General features: G+C 67.2%; 12 protein-coding genes. 9 read left to right on the forward strand and 3 right to left on the reverse strand.

The genetic code is table 11. The annotated features are described in order from the left end of the window. Positions 1-18 precede the first annotated feature (18 nt). The gene (locus DPR14_RS03760) at positions 19-423 is read left to right on the forward strand and encodes a restriction endonuclease (RefSeq protein ID WP_246149287.1); all 405 of its coding nucleotides are present in this window, start codon (positions 19-21) and stop codon (positions 421-423) included. A gap of 23 nt (positions 424-446) precedes the next feature. Here DPR14_RS03760 and DPR14_RS03765 read toward each other — a convergent pair whose 3' ends face one another. Beyond that, positions 447-2,030, reverse strand: coding sequence for an IS66 family transposase (locus tag DPR14_RS03765; protein WP_158043385.1), 1,584 nt, complete (start codon positions 2,028-2,030; stop codon positions 447-449). Positions 2,031-2,291: 261 nt separating this feature from the next. Between DPR14_RS03765 and DPR14_RS03770 the strand changes: the two genes are divergently transcribed. Together DPR14_RS03770 and DPR14_RS03775 are read left to right on the forward strand one after the other, a co-directional pair. Next, complete coding sequence (locus tag DPR14_RS03770; RefSeq protein WP_158043983.1) at positions 2,292-4,487, forward strand: nSTAND1 domain-containing NTPase; 2,196 nt, start codon at positions 2,292-2,294, stop codon at positions 4,485-4,487. Between the two features lie 66 nt (positions 4,488-4,553). Continuing rightward, positions 4,554-4,880 carry a helix-turn-helix domain-containing protein gene (locus DPR14_RS03775; protein WP_192499256.1) on the forward strand — a complete coding sequence of 109 codons (327 nt, stop codon included), beginning with the start codon at positions 4,554-4,556 and terminating at the stop codon, positions 4,878-4,880. Between the two features lie 664 nt (positions 4,881-5,544). Here the strand turns inward: DPR14_RS03775 and DPR14_RS03780 are convergent. Together DPR14_RS03780 and DPR14_RS03785 are read right to left on the reverse strand one after the other, a co-directional pair. Then, complete coding sequence (locus tag DPR14_RS03780; protein ID WP_158043700.1) at positions 5,545-6,543, reverse strand: IS110 family RNA-guided transposase; 999 nt, start codon at positions 6,541-6,543, stop codon at positions 5,545-5,547. 687 nt (positions 6,544-7,230) lie between these two features. Continuing rightward, a complete protein-coding gene (locus tag DPR14_RS03785) occupies positions 7,231-8,493 on the reverse strand; it encodes a DUF4384 domain-containing protein (protein WP_158043985.1) in 1,263 nt (420 codons plus the stop codon). Positions 8,494-8,810: 317 nt separating this feature from the next. Between DPR14_RS03785 and DPR14_RS03790 the strand changes: the two genes are divergently transcribed. The 6 genes from DPR14_RS03790 to DPR14_RS03815 all read left to right on the forward strand — a co-directional run bounded on the left by DPR14_RS03790 (position 8,811) and on the right by DPR14_RS03815 (position 17,817). Then, on the forward strand, positions 8,811-9,446 hold the full coding sequence (locus DPR14_RS03790) for a TetR/AcrR family transcriptional regulator (RefSeq protein ID WP_246148813.1): 636 nt from the start codon (positions 8,811-8,813) through the stop codon (positions 9,444-9,446). A 114-nt stretch (positions 9,447-9,560) separates the two neighbouring features. Next, entirely contained in the window at positions 9,561-10,745 is a 1,185-nt protein-coding gene (locus DPR14_RS03795; RefSeq protein WP_158043986.1) for an efflux RND transporter periplasmic adaptor subunit, read from the forward strand. Then, positions 10,742-13,861: an efflux RND transporter permease subunit gene (locus tag DPR14_RS03800; RefSeq protein WP_158043987.1), complete on the forward strand. Its 3,120-nt coding sequence runs from the start codon at positions 10,742-10,744 to the stop codon at positions 13,859-13,861. The genes DPR14_RS03795 and DPR14_RS03800 overlap by 4 nt, the downstream gene beginning before the upstream one ends. Positions 13,862-13,932: 71 nt before the next feature. After that, entirely contained in the window at positions 13,933-14,928 is a 996-nt protein-coding gene (gene denD / locus DPR14_RS03805; protein ID WP_158043988.1) for a D-erythronate dehydrogenase, read from the forward strand. Between the two features lie 184 nt (positions 14,929-15,112). Then, complete coding sequence (locus DPR14_RS03810) at positions 15,113-16,330, forward strand: ROK family protein (RefSeq protein WP_246148815.1); 1,218 nt, start codon at positions 15,113-15,115, stop codon at positions 16,328-16,330. Next, complete coding sequence (locus DPR14_RS03815; protein ID WP_158043989.1) at positions 16,327-17,817, forward strand: sugar ABC transporter ATP-binding protein; 1,491 nt, start codon at positions 16,327-16,329, stop codon at positions 17,815-17,817. Before DPR14_RS03810 ends, DPR14_RS03815 begins: the two co-directional genes overlap by 4 nt. The last annotated feature ends 9 nt before the right edge of the window (positions 17,818-17,826 follow it).

Raw genomic sequence — 17,826 nt, forward strand, 5'->3', positions numbered from 1 at the left:
TCCTCTGCGGATGTTTTGATGCCGGCTCTTGTGTTCATTGAGGTTGCGGTGCCCCCCGATACTAGCACCACTGAGCGAGGTCGTGTTCTCGAGAGGTTCGCTCGGAAGTTCTTGGTAACACAGAATTTTGAGGTTACGGAAGAACTCCGGATCACCGGAATGGAGGTCGATCTGCTTGCGACAGAACGCACAACTGGTGAGAGAGTTCTTGTCGAATGCAAAGCGCATCGCGCGAATATCGCTGCAGAGGTTCTCTTCAAAATCCTCGGGCAAGTCATGGGGAAGAGCTTCTCCGCTGGCTGGCTGATCTCAACGTATGCATTAAGCAAGGATGCAAAGGGCTTCTGTGACGAATGGAATGCTAAGTCACCCGAAGAACGGCGCCGGTTGCAGACGGACTTGGTCAGTTTCGTCGGCGGATAGCGGCCACGGCGGTTTGCTGTGGACTACGCTGAGGCGTTTTGGCGGATGAGATCGGGGAGCCAGGGCACGCGGTCGGCGTCCGGGATATTTAGCCGAGCCCCGAGGTAGTCCCAGAACGAGATGGCGAGCTTGGAGCAGGTTTTCAGTAAACTGAGGAAGGTGTCCCGCGCCTGCTTGCCGGCCGCGGAGCGGGTCTCGCCGGAGATCCTGCGTTTGGTGACGAAGCTGCGGACGTCGTTCTCCGAGCCGTTGGTGTGCAGCGGGATATCTGGCCGGTCGAGGACAAGCAGCAGCTCGTCCTTGTTGGCAAGGGTCCGGGCGACGGCCTCATCGAGTTCGGCAAAGCCGGTGACCCGGGTGAAGATCCGATCGAAGCGCCGCCTCAACGCCGTTCGGCGGATGGCGTTCGGGTCGTCCTTGTAGAGTTTGAGATCGGCGTAGAACCACCAGACCAGCTGGCGCTGCAGCGCGACCTGGCGCTGCTGCTCGTTGGTCACGCAGACGATCCGGCGGAGATGGCGCTCGGCGTGGATCCAGCACAAGGCGTGCTGGAAAACGTCGAACTGACCGGCATCATCGGAGATGATCACGGTGTCGGTCAGCAGGCCGCGGGCGACGATGGCTCCGACCATGGCCGCCTCGGTGACCCGCCGACGATGACCGGCGCCGAAGCCGAAGCTGTCCAGCTGGGCCTGCCACGCCGCATCGTCGGCAAAGCTCCGGGGTCCGGCGGCGAGCAGAGCGGCGACGATGCTTTCCGGCACGCCGTGTTCGACCAGGTAGGCCAGCGCCGTGGCATTGATCACGTAGTCGGGATGGCCGGCACGGAGTAGGTCGAGGAAGTTCAGTCGGCTCTTCGACGGCCGGGTAGCGAACCAGGCGAAGCGGTCATTGCCAATGTGCGTCGTGTACTCGTTGGCCCCAGCGTGGCGGGCGCCGGTATCATCGACCGTCACCCAGGCGGCAGTTGCCAGCCCGGCCTCCAGGATGGCGTCCTTCTCGGCATGGAAAGCATCCTTGTTGGCCGTCAGGAGGGTGATAATCTGACCCTTGGAAATGCGCACGCCCAGGCCTCTCAGCTGGGCGCGCAGGCGCTCCACCGTCACCTGCCCCTGGACGTGCTGCATCAGCACGAAGCGCACGATCCCGGGGCCAAAGTGGCCGCGCACCTCGGGCGGCAGCGGTGCGATGATCTCCTGGCCGTCCGGTGTCACCCAGCGCTCGCGGCGGAAGCGGATGACCTGCGGCGCCAGGATCAGATCCTGCACGGTGAAGGGCTCGAAGCCGCGCCGGCGCGAGCCCGCCGGGGCCTCGATGACAAGGGTGCGCTCCGTGGTCACCGGCGGGGTGCGCCGGCCACTCTGCCGGTTGCGCCGCTGCCGGCGCGCCTCCTTGGTCCTGGCCCGCCTGTCCGGCTCTGTCGCCTTGTCCATGCCGCCCGGTGCCAGCTTCGGTTTCTTCGGTAGATCCTTCAGCTGGGCGTTCTCTGCCCGCAGCTGCTGGTTCTCCTCTTCCAATGTCGATACGCGAACCAGCAGCTCGACCACCAGCTTCTTCAGCTCGGCGAGAGACAGGGCGTCCAAGTCTGGAAGCGGCGCTACGGACATGGCTTAGACAACCATGTCCACCCTCATCATGGGAAGCCCTCACATCACCTCGACACACCCGCCGACCGGGGAAACTGACCAAGTCCGTTGCAGACCTACGATCCTGGCCGACTCATTCGGCGGCTTGTCGACGCGGGGTTGATCCGTTCACCGGAGATACTCGAGCGGCCCGTAGGGCTCCGAATTGCGGAAGAAGCATATCTACTACTAACTCCATCGGGAGAGTATTGGGCCCTTCCTGTTTCCGATGCCAGCACGGGTGTGCGACAGTCTGCGCTGCTGTTCGATGCTGTTACTGGCGCCAGGGTGCATGATGAAGGAACATTAGACACTGTCGCCCAAACAGATACATCGCTGGCGGATCTAACGTGGCTCTCAGGTCGAACTGAGAAACTCAACGCTGATTCAGATCGCCTGCGGGAAGAGCTTCAGAGCATCGTTCGAGTTCCGGTTGCTGACCACTGGGCAGACTACCGGCCAGCAAGACCTGAAGACTTTGTAGGGCGCGATAAGATTCTGTCAGGCGTCTTTTCGTTGCTGGAGCGCGTACGAGGCCGAGAAACGCGCACGCGTCTGCTGGCGATCAAAGCTCCATCTGGTTGGGGTAAGAGTTCTTGCGTATTGAAGATCGCGGCACGTGGCGAGCGGCCACGAGACCAAAAGCGGTATTTCATCTTCGCGGTTGATTGTCGTGCCGCAGCTTCACGGCGCTTCGGCGAACTTGCACTATTCCGCACGTTTGAAGAGGCGATCCGGCATAAATTTGTTTCGAACCCTGGCGAGTTTACGTTCGGTGGTGCCGACAATCCATTTGCTACCGAAGCAATGCGAACAATAGCTGCCGAACTGAAGCAGGAAGGTAAGGTCGTCTGTCTCCTTTTTGATCAGTTTGAGGAGCTACTCTACAAGGATGAACTCTCTACAGTTTTTGATGAAATCAAAACATTGTGTAACGCCGTTGATGAAGCGCAAGAAAACGTAGTGATAGGCTTTTCATGGAAGACTGACGGAGCCATTCCGCCAGAGCACAAGGCGTATCATTTATGGCATTTGCTCGCAGATCGACGGCTTGAATTCGAGTTGACTCCATTCTCAGTTCATGAAGTCTCGACAGCCCTGAACAGGTTTGGCCAAGAACTAGGTCAACCTTTGGTGCCACAGCTGCGACGGTTATTGCAAGACCACTGTCAAGGGTATCCTTGGTTGCTGAAGAAACTTTGCATACACATCCTGGCACAAGCAAGGGCAGGGCTTGACCAGAATGATGTCTTGGTTCGGTCTCTAAGTATTCAGGAGTTGTTCGAGAAGGATGTTGAGCTCCTTAGTTCTGCTCAGCTTGCTTGTCTGAAAGCAACTGCTAATGATGCTCCGGCAGAATTTTTTAAAATTGTTAATACTTTTGGGGAAGAGGTAGTCTCAAGTCTCATAGATAGAAGACTTTTGGTAAAGACCGGCCCAAGATTGAACATATATTGGGATATATTCCGTGATTATATTTTGACTGGCAAGGTCCCGCAAATCCCGGTCACTTACGTTCCCCAAGCCAGTTACCATCGGTATGCCCAGGCGCTATCATTTCTTCTCAATAAGGACGAGGTGACTTATGGTGCGCTTGCTGCTGTTTTGGGCCTCAGTGAGGGGGCGACTGATAACATAGTCCGGGATTTGGTCAGCATCGGCAATGCAGAAGCCAACCGCAAAGCTGAGGTGGTGAAGGCCTTGCAAGAGGATGAGACGACAGCAGCGCGGGTTGTACACGAGTTTTGCCGATCACATGTCGCGTACCGAAGGATAGTGTCGGAGGTTGGAGTAGGCGGCACATTTTCGGAGGACGGATTTAGGCACATGCTTCGGGACAACCCGGGCATTGCTGCTGCCACTGAACATACCTGGGAAGTATACGCTCAGCGCATGCTTAGGTGGTTCATGGGCGTTGGCCTGATTCAGCCTGACGGAGCGACGTATCTGTTGCGGGAGGGCTCGCAGAAAGGGCTACGCTCGCAGCATCTCGACAGTGGAAACGAGCGTCGCGGCGAGCACCTTTTTCTTGGCGAGTCGCCTCCGGCAAAGGTGGTCGCCGCGCTCATTGAAGCCCGGGAGCGACCGACTTTGTCTCATTCAGAGCTTTCAACACGTCACGGCCGAAACGCAGTGAGGGCTCTAAGGAACCTTCGTCTGTACGGGCCTTCTGGCATTTCCAACTTAGTAAATTCTACTGACGCAGTCACGCTCGTCCAAGGTGCCGCTGCAGCGGGTCGCGCTGTAGATCTTGCACGGCAATTGCTCGCCGACCAACCGAGGATTACGGGAGAAGCTATTGGGGAGGCAATTTCAGAAAAGTTGGGGCGAGATTGGTCGCGAGGTTCTATGAGGCGCTGCGGTAACGCGTTGCGCCAATGGGCGGCATGGATAAACGCTAGTAATGGTATGGTAACGGGAAACGATCCCAATGTCTAGTGGAGGCGTTGGTCAAATGCGTTTGCAGTGTCAACCGGAAGGATGTTCGACACCGGAGAGAAGCCTATGATTGAGACGCTCACGATTTCCCGCGCCGAGTACGACGCGCTCACCGAGCGGGTTGCGGACTTGGAAGACATCCTCGCCGCGATGAACGCGCGCGGCGGTCAGCCGATGCCGCTGGAGTGGGCCGGGCGCATCATCAATGGGGAGAGCGCCGTCCGCGTTTGGCGCGAGTTCCGAGGACTGTCGTTGCGGGCGCTCGCAGCCAAGTCGGGAGTGAGCGCGGGTTATCTGTCCGAGATCGAGGCGGGCAAGAAGCCTGGGTCGGTGGAGGCTTACAAGGCGCTCGCCGAGGCCTTGGACACATCCGTCGATTGGCTGGTTCTGTGACCGCAGGGCGGGATGAGCGGCGGCCCGCTCGATAGGGGCGGGGTACAAGGGCGACGGGCTGAGGGATGCCGCCTGCGCCGTGGTCTTCAAGGAGAAGGAGAGCCACGGCAAACCATTTCCGGTTCTGAAATGTGTTTCCGGATTTCGGTTCCACGGCAGGATTGAGGATTGCAATCCTGAAGATTTGAGGATAAAAAACCTTGCAAGCTCCGTTATCCTTCTCTTCATCCACCGGCGCACGCTCATTGGAGCGGTTTCCGACCAAGTTGACCAGCTCCGGTCCCTGCGGCCTGCCGTTCCACTCGCCGCGATGCGTTGGGCCACGGCCCAACCTATGGTTTGACGCGAAGCGGCGGTGATGCGGGCCGTCGAGCGTAGCAACTGTTTTTGTGAGCCGCATCGTTGGGTGTGGATATACAACTTCAAGCAGCATGCATGGTCACGGGAAGACGCCGCCGTCAGCGGTTTGCCGCGGCGGTTGTCGGACGTGCTCTTGGCCGCCCCCACCTCGGTCCAGCGGGCGGCGGGCGGAGCGGCCATCAAGGACGCTGCGCGCCGCTCCGCGGTGGCCTTCGGCCCTCCTTGACCGCCGCTCCGCCCGCCGCCCGCTGGACCGAGGTGGGGACGGAGGGATGGTGCCGCCGGTCGAACAAAGGGATGGGGCTCAGGATGCCGTGGCGGAGGCGGCTTCGGCCGGCGGCCCGTCGGCGGCGTACTCCGCCACCCAGGGCCGGCCCGTCCGGAGCAGGGCGTTGAGGATCACCAGCGCCTTGCGCATGCAGGCGACCAGCGCCACCTTGCCCGGCTTGCCGCGTCCCTTCAGGCTGTCATAGAAGGCCTTGAGCGTGGCGTTGTGGCGCAGGCCGACCCGGCCGACGTGGAACAACGCCCGGCGCACCTTGGCCCGGCCGCCGAAGATCGTGCGCACCCCGCGCAGGGTGCCGCTGTCGCGGGCGAACGGCGCCAGGCCGGCCAGGCTGGCCGCCTGCCGGCCGGTCAGGCTGCCCAACTCGGGCATGTGGACCACCAGCATGGCCGCGCTCAGCGGCCCGACCCCGGGGAAGCTGCGCAGCAGGGCGGCCCGCTGCCGCAACCCCGGGTCGTCGTTCAGCTTCGCCTCGATCATCCAGGCCAGGGTGTCGGCCTCGGTGCGCAGCGCTTCCAGCGCCGTCTCGGCGCGCCGGCGCATGAAGTCGCCGCGCAGGTGCTTGAGCTGATGGCCGCGCGCGACGATCTCGGCCAGGATCTGGTCGCGGTAGTCGAGCATCTCGATCAACTCGGCGCGCAACGGCTCCGGGACCGGCGTCGGGCGGGGACGGGTGGCCTCGCCGAAGGCCTGGAGCATCCGGGCGTCGACCCGGTCGGTCTTCGCCAGCTGGCCGGTCGAGCGGGCGAAGTCACGCGCCCACTTGGGATTGACGACGGCGACCGGCACATCGGCCCGGGCCAGGGCGTGGTGCAGTTCGCGCTCGCAGCCGCCCGACGCTTCCATCATGACCAGCACCTCGTCGCCGCCCGCGCGCAGCGCGCCCAGCACCGTCGCGAGGGCGGTGTGGCCCTCGGCCGTGTTGGGAAGGCGCCACGCGCCGCGGCCCGGCACGCCGCAGGTGTCAAGATAGGCTTTGGAGGCATCGATCCCGATGCAGTAGGATTGGCAAGACATGGTGAACTCGTCCTTGTCTGCGGCGTCCGGCCAAAAGCACGGCGCCTGGCAACTGTGCGAGAAACGCCGAGGGCTCGGGGCAGGCACTCTGCTACGTGCGGTGCCTAACCTTGGTTGGGCTCAGTGTCCTGACCCCGTGAACCGGGTGCTCCTGACGGGGCACCCGGTTCCCCCCGACAAAACCTCTATACAACGTCACCAAAAGACAAGGTTGGGCCGTGGCCCAACGCATCGGCCCGGCTGTCCCGGCCGGATCGACCTGATCGGGCAGCGTTAGTCGCGTGCTGGCGGAGGACTGGGGAACATAAAGTTTCCAGGTATGAATCACGACTTTTGTTGACATCCCCGAGGGGGTGTAGCCATCGCCGACACGGTCGCCCGCGCCGTTTCCGGCAGCTCCAGACATCACGTTAAGGAGTACGCATGACGACTTTTGCTGACATCCCCGTGGGGGCGTAGCCACCGCCGGCACTGTGACCCGGGCATCTGTGGCGGTTCCTGACAGTCACGCGAAGGAGTACGCATGATGACGTTCGCTGACATTTTTGGGGGTGGGGGGCCACCGCCGGCACCCTATCCCCGGAACGTGCCGGCAACTCCGGATGATCAGGGCGAGGCGAACGGATGATCACGTTTGTTGACATGCTCCCGGGGGGTGAGCGGCATGGCGGGCACCCCGCCGCCCGATTACTCGCTGCCCGCCGACAGACCGGCGTTCTGAAGATAGGGGGAAAGACGTGCCGCCGCCGTGACGGTGATGGGCATGGTGGCGCTGTCCACCCCCGGACCCGACAGCCTCGCGAAGGCGCCCAGGATGTCCTGCAACTCCAGCCCGGGGATCGGGAGCAGGTCGTCGGTGCGGACGCCGTCGATCCCGTCGAGCGCGGCACCGTCCACCTCGGTCGGGGATGCCAAGCAGGCGACCACCTCCGGTCGTCCCGGCGTGTCCAGGCGGATGTGGAAGGGCCGTTCCGGTCCGGGTGGCACCTCCACGACCCTGCCGGCCGGAACCAGGGCGTCGGGCTGGAAGCGGTTGGGGAAGAGCCGCGCCACCTGGCCGAGCCCGTCCGTGTAGTAGCAATAGACGAAGCTGTCCGAGGCGGTCTCGACCCGCACCACGATGGTCTCCCCGGCGGGCAGCACCGGGGCCGCGCCGTGGTCGCTGGAAACCAGCAGGCCGACAGCCGCCTCCGCCGGTTCCGGCGCTTCCGCTGCTTGGACCGCTTCCGCCGTTTGGACTGCTTCCGTGTGAACCGGGGAGGGCTCCGGCCCGGTGGCGACAAGCCAGCACGCCGCAGCGGCGGCAGCGACGCAGGCCAGGGCGGGGATGCTAAGGCGGTGCGGACGGGAAGGGGCCGGGGGCGGCCGTTCGCCGGGGGATGCCTGCGGAAGGCCTGCGTCCCGCGGCGGGGCGAGATGCCATCGGGACACCGGGCCGTCCGGATCCAGGTCCAACCCTGCGGTCCCGGCCAGCAGCACCTGGAGCAGGCGGCCCTCTCCCCAATCCGCCTGGGACAGCGCCACCAGCCTGCCCAGCAGGTCCGCGTCCAGGGCATGGGCCTGCAGGACGAGGAGAAGCCCGGCATCCTCCCCCCGGAGCAGGCGGGAGGCCAGCGCCGCGGGGCCGCCGGCGGACTCCCCTCCGGCCGGAACGGTCCGCGAGGGAGCCGCCTGGTCGAGCAGATCCTCCAGCGTCATGCCGGGCTGGGCGACGGCGGTCATGACCACGGCACCCGCCGCCTCCAGGCGCGATCCGACGGCCTGAGCCAGAAGGGCGGCGTCGTCCTCCCGGTCGGCGGTCACGGCCAGGGCCCTGCGCCCCGCCATGGCGGAGAGGAGCACGGCGTTCAGGATCTCCCCGGCATCCGCTGGGGCGCCGTCCTGGCCGCCGCCCGGGTGCCGCGTCCCGACCGAGGGCACCCCAACCGATGTAGTCCGCGCCGTCGCCATCCCGATGCCTCGCGTTCCGGAGTTCCGCGTTCTGCGCAGCCGGGGCCAAAGGCCCGGACGCCTTGTTCCGGATTGGTTAAAGCCGATCCCGCCCGCCCGCTATGAACCGGTTCACATCCCGGCCCAGTCCCGGCCCAGTCCCGGCCCAGGTCCCGGCCCAGGTCCCGGCCCAGGTCCCGGGGTGGCGTCGGTGACGAATCAACGCTATCATCACCCATAACGACCGGCAGCCGGGCCGGTGGCCGGTGGTCACCCGGCCCGCCGCCCAGGCCCTTTCGGCCAGACCCTTTCAGAGCGTTCGGGAGAACCCAGCGACCATGACCGGCATGATCGATGACAAGAGCCCGCAGCCGCCGCCGTCCGGCCGGCGCGGACCGGCGGAGCACGAGCGGCGCGGGCAGATCCTTGCCGCGGCGGACGAGCATTTCCGCCACTACGGCTACAAGAAGACCACGGTCGCCGACCTGGCCAAGGCGATCGGACTGTCGACCGCCTACGTCTACAAGTTCTTCGAGTCGAAGCAGGCGATCGGGGAGGCGGTCTGCGGCCGGTGCCTCGGCTCCATCGAGGCCGAGCTGCGCGCCATCGCGGGGGAGCCGAAACCGGCGGCCGACCGGCTGCGGCGGATCTACAAGACGCTGGGCAAGCGCAGCGCCGAGCTGTTCTTCAACGACCGGAAGCTCCACGACATCGTCCAGGCCGCGGTGGAAGAGGACTGGCAGGCGCCCATGACCCACAAGACCGCCCTGCAGGATATCGTCCGGCAGGTGGTCGGGGACGGCAGGGACGCCGGGGAGTTCGAGCGCAAGACACCGCTGGACGAGACCTGCCGGGCCATCATCCAGACGATGCTGCCGTTCTGGCATCCCCTCATCCTGGAGCGGACCCTGGACGACCTGGACGACAATACGACCGCCGTGGCGACCCTGGTCCTGCGGGGGCTGAGCGCATGACCGGCCGGACGGCGGAGAGCTCCCTATCCTTTGGGTGATGAGTAATAAGTGACGGATTGACAAATTCATCACTCGTGAATTAGTGTGGTCTTCGATGTCCCACGGAGGCCCGCCATGACGCGTTCCAGCAGGTTCAGTACCTCCACCGCCTTCTCCCCGCTCGCCTTTCTTCCGGCCACCCGCCGCATCCCGGCGGCCCTCCCCCTCATGGCATTGGCGCTCGCGCTCGCCGCCTGCACCCCGTCGCAGTCGGCCGAAGAGGCGCCGGCCGATCCCCGGACCGGTCCCCAACTGGTCCGCGTCGCGGCGGTGCAGCCCGCCGGCCCCGCGGTCCGCGGCTTCACGGGCACCGTCTCCGCCCGCATCCAGAGCAACCTGGGCTTCCGCGTGCCGGGCAAGATCGTGGAGCGTCTGGTCGATGCCGGCCAAGTGGTCCGTTCCGGCCAGCCCCTCATGCGGATCGACCGCACCGGGTACGAGCACGCCATCGCGGCGCAGCTCGGCAACGTCGCGGCGGCGAAGGCGCGGCTGATCCAGGCCGCCGCCGACGAGACCCGCCTGCGCGGGCTGGTGGCGTCCGGCGCCGTCTCCACCGCGGCCTACGACCAGGCGAAGGCGGCGGCCGACAGCGCGCGGGCGCTGCTGGCCGCCGCCGAGGCGACCCTGAAGATCGCGCGGGACGAGGCCGACTACGCGACCCTGGTCGCCGATGCCGACGGCACCGTGGTGGAAACCCTGGGCGAGCCCGGGCAGGTCGTCGGCGCCGGGCAGCCCGTCGTCCGGCTGGCCCATGCCGGCCCGCGGGAGGCGGCGGTCAGCCTGCCGGAAACCCTGCGCCCCGCCCTCGGCTCCGCCGCGCGGGCAAGCCTCTACGGCAGCGGCGCGGAGTGGCCGGCCCGCCTGCGCCTGCTCTCGGATGCCGCCGATTCCGTCACCCGGACCTTCGACGCCCGCTACGTCCTCGACGGCGAGGCGGCGCGGGCGCCGCTGGGCGCCACCGTCACGGTGTACCTGGAAGGGGCCGCAGCACCTGCCGCCGGCAGGGTCCCGCTCGGCGCCGTCGCGGACCGGGGCGACGGGCCGGGCGTCTGGGTGCTCGATTCCGGCCCCGGGCCCGGCCCCGAGCCCGGCGGGGCGACCGTCTCGTTCCGGCCGGTCCGGATCGGCGCGGTCGGCGGGGAAACCGTCACCCTGGACGGCGGCGTCGGCATCGGCGAGCGGATCGTGGCGCTGGGCGGGCGCTTCCTCCACGAAGGGCAGCGCGTCCGCGTCGCCGAGGATCTCGCGGGGCTGCGATGACGGGCTTCAACCTCTCCGCCCTGGCGGTCCGCGAGCGCTCGGTCACCCTGTTCCTGATCGTCGCGATCATCCTGGCCGGCGGCTACGCCTTCGTGAAGCTGGGACGCGCCGAGGACCCCGTCTTCACGATCAAGGTGCTGACGGTCTCGGCGGTCTGGCCCGGGGCGACCGCCCGGGAGATGCAGGACCTCGTCGCCGATCCGCTGGAGAAGCGCCTCCAGGAGCTTCGCTGGTACGACCGCGTCGAGACCTTCACCCGTCCCGGCCTGGCCTTCATGACGGTCACGCTGAGGGACGACACGCCTCCGCCCGAGGTGCCGGCCGAATTCTACCAGGCCCGCAAGAAGCTGGACGACGAGGCCCGCAACCTTCCGCAGGGCGTCCTGGGACCCTTCGTCAACGACGAGTTCTCGGACGTGACGTTCGCCCTCTTCGCGGTCCAGGCGCCCGACATGCCGCCGCGGCTGCTGACGCGGGAGGCCGAACGGCTCCGCCAGCGGCTGCTGCAGGTGGCGGGGGTCAAGAAGGTGAACATCCTGGGCGAGCGTCCGGAACGGATCTTCGTCGAGTTCTCCCACGCGAGGCTGGCGACCCTCGGCATCGGGGCCAGGGACATCTTCGACGCGCTCCAGCGCCGGAACGCGGTCACGCCGGCCGGATCGATCGAGACCGACGGGCCGCAGGTCTTCGTCCGGCTCGACGGCGCCTACGACGACCTGCAGCAGATCCGCGACACGCCGATCGTCTCCGGCGGGCGCGTGCTGAAGCTGTCGGACATCGCCTCGGTCGAGCGCGGCTACGAGGACCCGGCCACCTTCCTGATCCGCCACGGCGGCGAGCCGGCCCTGATGCTCGGCGTCGTCATGCAGGACGGCTGGAACGGCCTGGAGCTGGGCGCGGCGCTGGAGGCGGAGCGGGCGCGGATCTCGGCGGAGCTGCCGGCCGGCCTCTCGCTCACGAAGATCACGGACCAGGCGGTCAATATCCGCGAGTCCGTGGACGAGTTCATGCTCAAGTTCTTCGCGGCCCTGGGCGTGGTGATGGCGGTCAGCCTCGCCAGCCTGGGTTGGCGGGTCGGCATCGTGGTCGCGGCGGCGGTGCCGCTGACGCTGGCGATCGTCTTCGTGGTCATGCTCGACACCGGGCGGGCGTTCGACCGGATCACGCTGGGCGCCTTGATCGTGGCGCTCGGCCTGCTGGTGGACGACGCGATCATCGCGATCGAGATGATGGTGGTGAAGCTGGAGGAGGGCTTCGAGCGCGCCAAGGCCGCCGCCTATGCCTGGAGCCACACCGCCGCCCCCATGCTGTCGGGCACGCTGGTCACCGTCATCGGCTTCACGCCCGTGGGCTTCGCCCGGTCGACCGCGGGCGAGTATGCCGGCAACATCTTCTGGATCGTCGGGTTCGCCCTGGTCGCGTCCTGGTTCGTCGCGGTGATCTTCACCCCCTATCTCGGGGTCAAGCTGCTGCCCGACATCAAGCCGGTCCCGGGCGGGCACGCGGCGATCTACGCGACGCCCAACTACCGCCGGCTGCGCCGGATCGTGGACTGGTCGGTCCGCCGCAAGTTCCCCGTGGCGGGTGCGGTGGTCGGCCTGCTGGTCCTGTCCGGGCTGGGCCTGGGCACGGTCAAGCAGCAGTTCTTTCCGGCCTCCGACCGGCCGGAGGTGCTGGTCGAGGTGCAGATGCCGGAAGGGACCGGCATCGCCGCCACGTCGGCCGCGACGGCCAAGGTCGAGGCCTGGCTGAAGCTCCAGCCGGAGGCGGAGATCGTCACCAGCTATATCGGCCAGGGCGCCGCCCGGTTCTTCCTGTCCTACAGCCCGGAACTGCCCGATCCGTCCTTTGCCAAGCTGGTCGTGCTGACCCCCGACGCGGAGGCGCGCGACCGCCTCAAGCTCCGCCTGCGCCAGCGGATCGCGGAGGGGCTGGCGCCGGAGGCGCGGCTGCGGGTGACCCAGCTGGTGTTCGGCCCCTATTCCCGCTTCATGGTCAATTTCCGGGTGATGGGTCCCGATCCGGCGCGGCTCCGCGCCATCGCCGACGAGGTCCAGGCGGTGATGCGGGCCAATCCCCATACCCGGCATGTCAACCAGGACTGGGGCGAGCGCGCGCCGACCGTGCATTTCGTCCTGGACCAGGACCGCCTGGGCCTGATCGGCCTGACGCCCCGGGACGTGGGCGAGCAGCTCCGATTCCTGCTGGCCGGCGTGCCGGTGACCCAGGTCCGGGACGGTATCCGCGCGGTCGAGGTGGTCGCCCGCAGCGCGGGCCCGGAACGCCTTGACCCGTCCAGGCTCGGCGAGCTGACCCTGACGGCGCGCGACGGCCGGCCGGTCCCGCTCGCCCAGGTCGGCCGCGTCGAGGTCCGGCCGGAGGACCCGATCCTGAAGCGGCGCGACCGCACGCCCACCATCACCGTCCAGGCCGACATCGACGAGACCCTGCAGCCGCCCGAGGTCTCGCTGGAGATCCTGGAAGCGCTGGCGCCGCTGATGGCGCGGCTGCCCGACGGCTACCGGATCGAGGCGGGCGGCAACATCGAGGACGCGGGCAAGGCCAACGCGGCGCTGGTCCCGCTGTTCCCGGTCATGATCCTGCTGACGCTGCTGGTCCTCGTCGTGCAGACCCGGTCGCTGGCGGCGACCGCCATGGTGTTCCTGACGGCGCCGCTGGGGTTGGTCGGCGCCGTGCCGGCCCTGCTGCTGTTCCAGCAGCCCTTCGGCTTCAACGCGATCCTGGGGCTGATCGGGCTGTCCGGCATCCTGATGCGCAACACGCTGATCCTGATCGGCCAGATCCACGCGAACCAGCGGGACGGGCAGGATCCCTACACCGCAGTGGTCGAGGCGACCGTCCAGCGCGCCCGGCCGGTGATCCTGACGGCGCTGGCCGCCGTGCTGGCCTTCATCCCGCTGACCACCTCCGTCTTCTGGGGCTCGATGGCCTATACCCTGATCGGCGGCACGGCGGCCGGTACCGTGCTGACCCTGGTGTTCCTGCCGACCCTCTACGCGATCTGGTTCCGGGTCGGTGCCGACGAGGCTCCCGCCACGCCGCGGGCGGCGCCGATCGCGGCCGGGCGGCCCCGGATGGCCTCATCCCAGGGTTGACGGTCCAGAACTCGCGCCATAGCGTCGTCGGACAAGCCGCGTCCAGACGGCGGGCAAGGGAGAAGAAGAGCATGCATATTCTCATCATCGGCGCGGCCGGCATGGTCGGCCGCAAACTGGCCGACCGGCTGGCGGTTGACGGGCAACTCGGCGGCCAGGGCGTCGATGTCCTGACTCTGGCCGACATGGTCGAGGCCGCGGCACCGGCCGGGTTCAAGGGCGAGGTTCGGACGGCCGCCCTCGACATTTCCAAACCGGGCGAGGTGGAAAAGCTGGTCGCGGCGCGGCCGGACGTGATCTTCCACCTCGCGGCCATCGTCTCCGGCGAGGCGGAGGCGGATTTCGAGAAGGGCTACGCCATCAATCTCGACGGGACGCGCTTCCTGTTCGAGGCGATCCGGCTCGAAGCCGCCCGGGAGCCGTACAAGCCACGCGTCGTCTTCTCCTCCTCCATCGCGGTGTTCGGGGCGCCGTTCCCGGAAAAGATCGGCGACGAGTTCTTCACCACGCCGCTGACCAGCTACGGCACCCAGAAGGCCATGGGGGAGCTGCTGCTGGCGGATTATTCGCGGCGGGGCTTCTTCGACGGCATCGGCATCAGGCTTCCCACGATCTGCATCCGCCCCGGCAAGCCGAACAAGGCGGCGTCGGGCTTCTTCTCCAACATCCTGCGCGAACCGCTCGCCGGGCACGAAGCCGTGCTGCCGGTCGGCGAGGATGTCCGGCACTGGCACGCCAGCCCGCGCTCCGCGGTCGGGTTCCTGCTGCACGCCGCGACCATGGACCTGGAGCGGCTGGGCTGGCGCCGCAACCTGTCGATGCCCGGCCTGTCGGCCACCGTGGGGGAGCAGATCGAGGCGCTGCGCCGGGTCGCCGGCGACAAGGCCGTGAAACTGATCCGGCATGAGCCGGACCCGTTCATCATCAAGATCGTGTCCGGCTGGTCGCGTGATTTCGACACCGGCCGGGCGGAATCCCTGGGTTTCACGGCGGAGCGGTCGTTCGACGAGATCATCCGGGTGCATATCGAGGACGAATTGGGCGGGAAGCTCCCGACTTATTCCTGAAACGGGTCGAAGTATCCGTGGGTTGGTTCTATCTTCGGGCTTGACGGTCTGAAGGTCCCGCCGTAGCGTGCCACACAAGCCGCGATCAGACGGCTGTCGTGGGGAGCGTTCCGGTGTGGCTGTCTTGATTGCAGGTCCAGGATCTTCGACCGCATGGTCCGGCCTGTCGGCCAGCGAAAGGGCCGTGCTGGACCTGCTGTTCTGGTCCCCCGGCCTTTCCCGCGACGCCATCTCGACGCGCGCCGCCTTCTCCAAGACCCGGGCCAACGCCATCGTGGCGGGACTGATCGAGCAGGGGCTGGTCGAGGAGATCGGCCTTCAGGAATCGACCGGCGGCAGGCGCGCCGAGACGATCCGCATCAACCGCGGGCTGGGCGTGCTGCTGGGCGTCGATCTCGACGCCACCCGGTTCGACGTCGCCGTCTTCACCCCCGACCTCCACCTGCTGGCCCGCGACGGCGAGGAGATCGACGTGCGCCGGGGTCCCGGGCTGGTGCTGTCCCATGTCCGGGCGCGGATGCGCGGCCTGCTGGCGCGCTGCGGCGCCACGGCGGAACAGGTGCTGGGCATCGGCATCGGCGTTCCCGGCCCGGTGAACTTCGACACCGCCGAACTGGTGGCGCCGCCGCTGATGCCGGAATGGGACAGCTTCTCGATCCGCGCCGACCTGCGCGCCGACTACGCGGCTCCGATCTTCGTGGACAACGACGTGAACCTGATGGCCCTGGGCGAGCTGTGGCACCTCCGCCGCCGGCTTCAGGACTTCCTGGTCATCAAGGTCAGCACCGGCATCGGCTGTGGCATCGTCTGCCACGGGCAGGTCTATCGCGGGGCCAACGGCTCGGCCGGCGATGTCGGGCATATCTGCGTGGACACCCACGGCCCGCGCTGCCACTGCGGCAATATCGGCTGCGTCGAGGCCATGGCCGCCGGACCCGCCATCGCCCGCATGGGGGCGGAGGCGGCCCAGGCCGGGGAGAGCCCCATGCTGGCCGACATGCTCGCGGCCAAGGGAACGATCGATCTGGGCGACGTGGCCCAGGCCAGCCGCGCCGGCGATGCCGCGTCCAACTTGATCATCCAGCGCGCCGGGGCACGGATCGGGCAGATGCTGGCCTCGGTGGTCAATTTCTTCAACCCGTCCCACGTCTTCATAGGCGGGGAGGGCGCGCGCATCGGGCCGCTGTTCCTGGCCTCCGTGCGGCAGAGCGTCTACCAGCGCTCCCTGCCGCTCTCCACCCGGAACCTCCAGATCCAGTACACCCCGCTCGGCGAGCAGGCCGGGCTGATCGGCGCCGGGGTGCTGGCGATGCAGGAGGCCATGAGGGACAGGGCGCGGAACAGGGACGGTGCGCGGGGAAACATGCTGGAGCCCAGCCAGCTTGAGAGTGCCGGCCCATGAGCATCGCGGTCCGGTTCGAGAACATCGTGAAGGAGTTCGGCCCGGTGCGCGTGCTTCACGGCGTCGGCTTCGAGCTGGCGCCCGGCCGGGTCTACGGCCTGCTGGGCGAGAACGGCGCCGGCAAGTCCACGCTGATGAAGATCCTGAGCGGCTACGAGCAGCCGACCGGCGGCACCGTCCATGTGGACGGCGAGCCCCGGACCTTCCGCAGCTCCCGCGATGCCGAGGCCGCCGGGATCGTCCTGATCCACCAGGAATTCAACCTGGCCGAGGACCTGACCATCCAGCAGAACATCTTCCTCGGCCACGAGAAGAAGCGCGGCTGGTGGCTGGACGAGGCGGCGATGAGGGCCGACACCGTCCGGGTGCTGGCCCAGGTCGGCCTGGCCAAAGACCCCGACACGCCGGTCCGGCACCTGATCGTGGCCGAGAAGCAGCTGGTCGAGATCGCCAAGGCGCTCGCCCGCAACGCCCGGCTGCTGATCATGGACGAGCCGACCGCCTCGCTGACCCCGGGGGAGACGGAGGCGCTGTTCGCCCTGATGGCCCGGCTCCACGCCGAAGGCGTCACCATCGTCTATATCTCCCACAAGCTGGACGAGGTCGAGCGCACCACCGACGAGGTGATCGTGATGCGCGACGGCCGCTTCGTCACCCGGCAGCCTACCCGCGACGTGACCCGCCACCAGATGGCGAACCTGATGGTCGGGCGCGAGCTTTCCGACCTGTACCCGCCCAAGGACCCGGCGCCCGCCGGCAAACCGCCGCTGCTGAGCGTGCGCGGGCTGAACGTGCCCGGCTGGGCGATGGACATCGGGTTCGAGGTGCAGCCGGGCGAGATCCTGGGATTCGCGGGCCTGGTCGGCGCCGGCCGGACCGAGCTGTTCGAAGGGCTGCTGGGCCTGCGCCCGCACGACGTGGAGCGGATCGAGCTGGACGGCCGGGAGATCCGAATCCGCAACCCGCGCGAGGCGGTGGACCGGGGCCTGACCTATCTGAGCGAGGACCGCAAGGGGAAGGGCCTCCATGTCGGCTTCGGGCTTCGCGAGAACCTGACCCTGATGGCGCTGGAGCATTACGCCAAGCCCTGGCTGCGCCCCCGCGAGGAGCACCGCGCGCTGGAGGCCGCCGTGAAGGATTTCGGCATCCGCACCGGATCGCTGGACGTCCGCGCCGCCTCGCTGTCGGGCGGCAACCAGCAGAAGCTGGCGCTCGCCAAGGTTCTGCACCCCCGGCCCAAGGTCGTCGTCCTGGACGAGCCGACCCGCGGCGTCGATGTCGGCGCCAAGCGGGACATCTATTTCCTGATCCAGCGGCTGGCGCGCGAAGGGCGCGGCGTCGTCGTGGTCTCGTCCGAGCTGATGGAACTGGTCGGCCTGTGCCACCGCGTCGCCGTGATGCGCGCCGGCCGCATCCAGGCCGTCGTCGAGGCGCAACATCTGACCGAAGAGGAGCTGATCTCCCATGCGACGGGAACGAAGCAGTGAGGGGGCGGC

This window comes from Skermanella pratensis, assembly GCF_008843145.1.
Classification (GTDB): domain Bacteria; phylum Pseudomonadota; class Alphaproteobacteria; order Azospirillales; family Azospirillaceae; genus Skermanella; species Skermanella pratensis.

What these genes read in the sequence shown, in the direction of transcription:
- DPR14_RS03780 (WP_158043700.1), bottom strand. Translation starts at nt 6,543, where the DNA reads ATGTCTTGCCAATCCTACTGCATCGGGATCGATGCCTCCAAAGCCTAT.
- DPR14_RS03800 (WP_158043987.1), top strand. Translation starts at nt 10,742, where the DNA reads ATGACGGGCTTCAACCTCTCCGCCCTGGCGGTCCGCGAGCGCTCGGTC.
- denD (WP_158043988.1), top strand. Translation starts at nt 13,933, where the DNA reads ATGCATATTCTCATCATCGGCGCGGCCGGCATGGTCGGCCGCAAACTG.
- DPR14_RS03775 (WP_192499256.1), top strand. Translation starts at nt 4,554, where the DNA reads ATGATTGAGACGCTCACGATTTCCCGCGCCGAGTACGACGCGCTCACC.
- DPR14_RS03765 (WP_158043385.1), bottom strand. Translation starts at nt 2,030, where the DNA reads ATGTCCGTAGCGCCGCTTCCAGACTTGGACGCCCTGTCTCTCGCCGAG.
- DPR14_RS03795 (WP_158043986.1), top strand. Translation starts at nt 9,561, where the DNA reads ATGACGCGTTCCAGCAGGTTCAGTACCTCCACCGCCTTCTCCCCGCTC.
- DPR14_RS03790 (WP_246148813.1), top strand. Translation starts at nt 8,811, where the DNA reads ATGACCGGCATGATCGATGACAAGAGCCCGCAGCCGCCGCCGTCCGGC.
- DPR14_RS03760 (WP_246149287.1), top strand. Translation starts at nt 19, where the DNA reads ATGCCGGCTCTTGTGTTCATTGAGGTTGCGGTGCCCCCCGATACTAGC.
- DPR14_RS03785 (WP_158043985.1), bottom strand. Translation starts at nt 8,493, where the DNA reads ATGGCGACGGCGCGGACTACATCGGTTGGGGTGCCCTCGGTCGGGACG.
- DPR14_RS03815 (WP_158043989.1), top strand. Translation starts at nt 16,327, where the DNA reads ATGAGCATCGCGGTCCGGTTCGAGAACATCGTGAAGGAGTTCGGCCCG.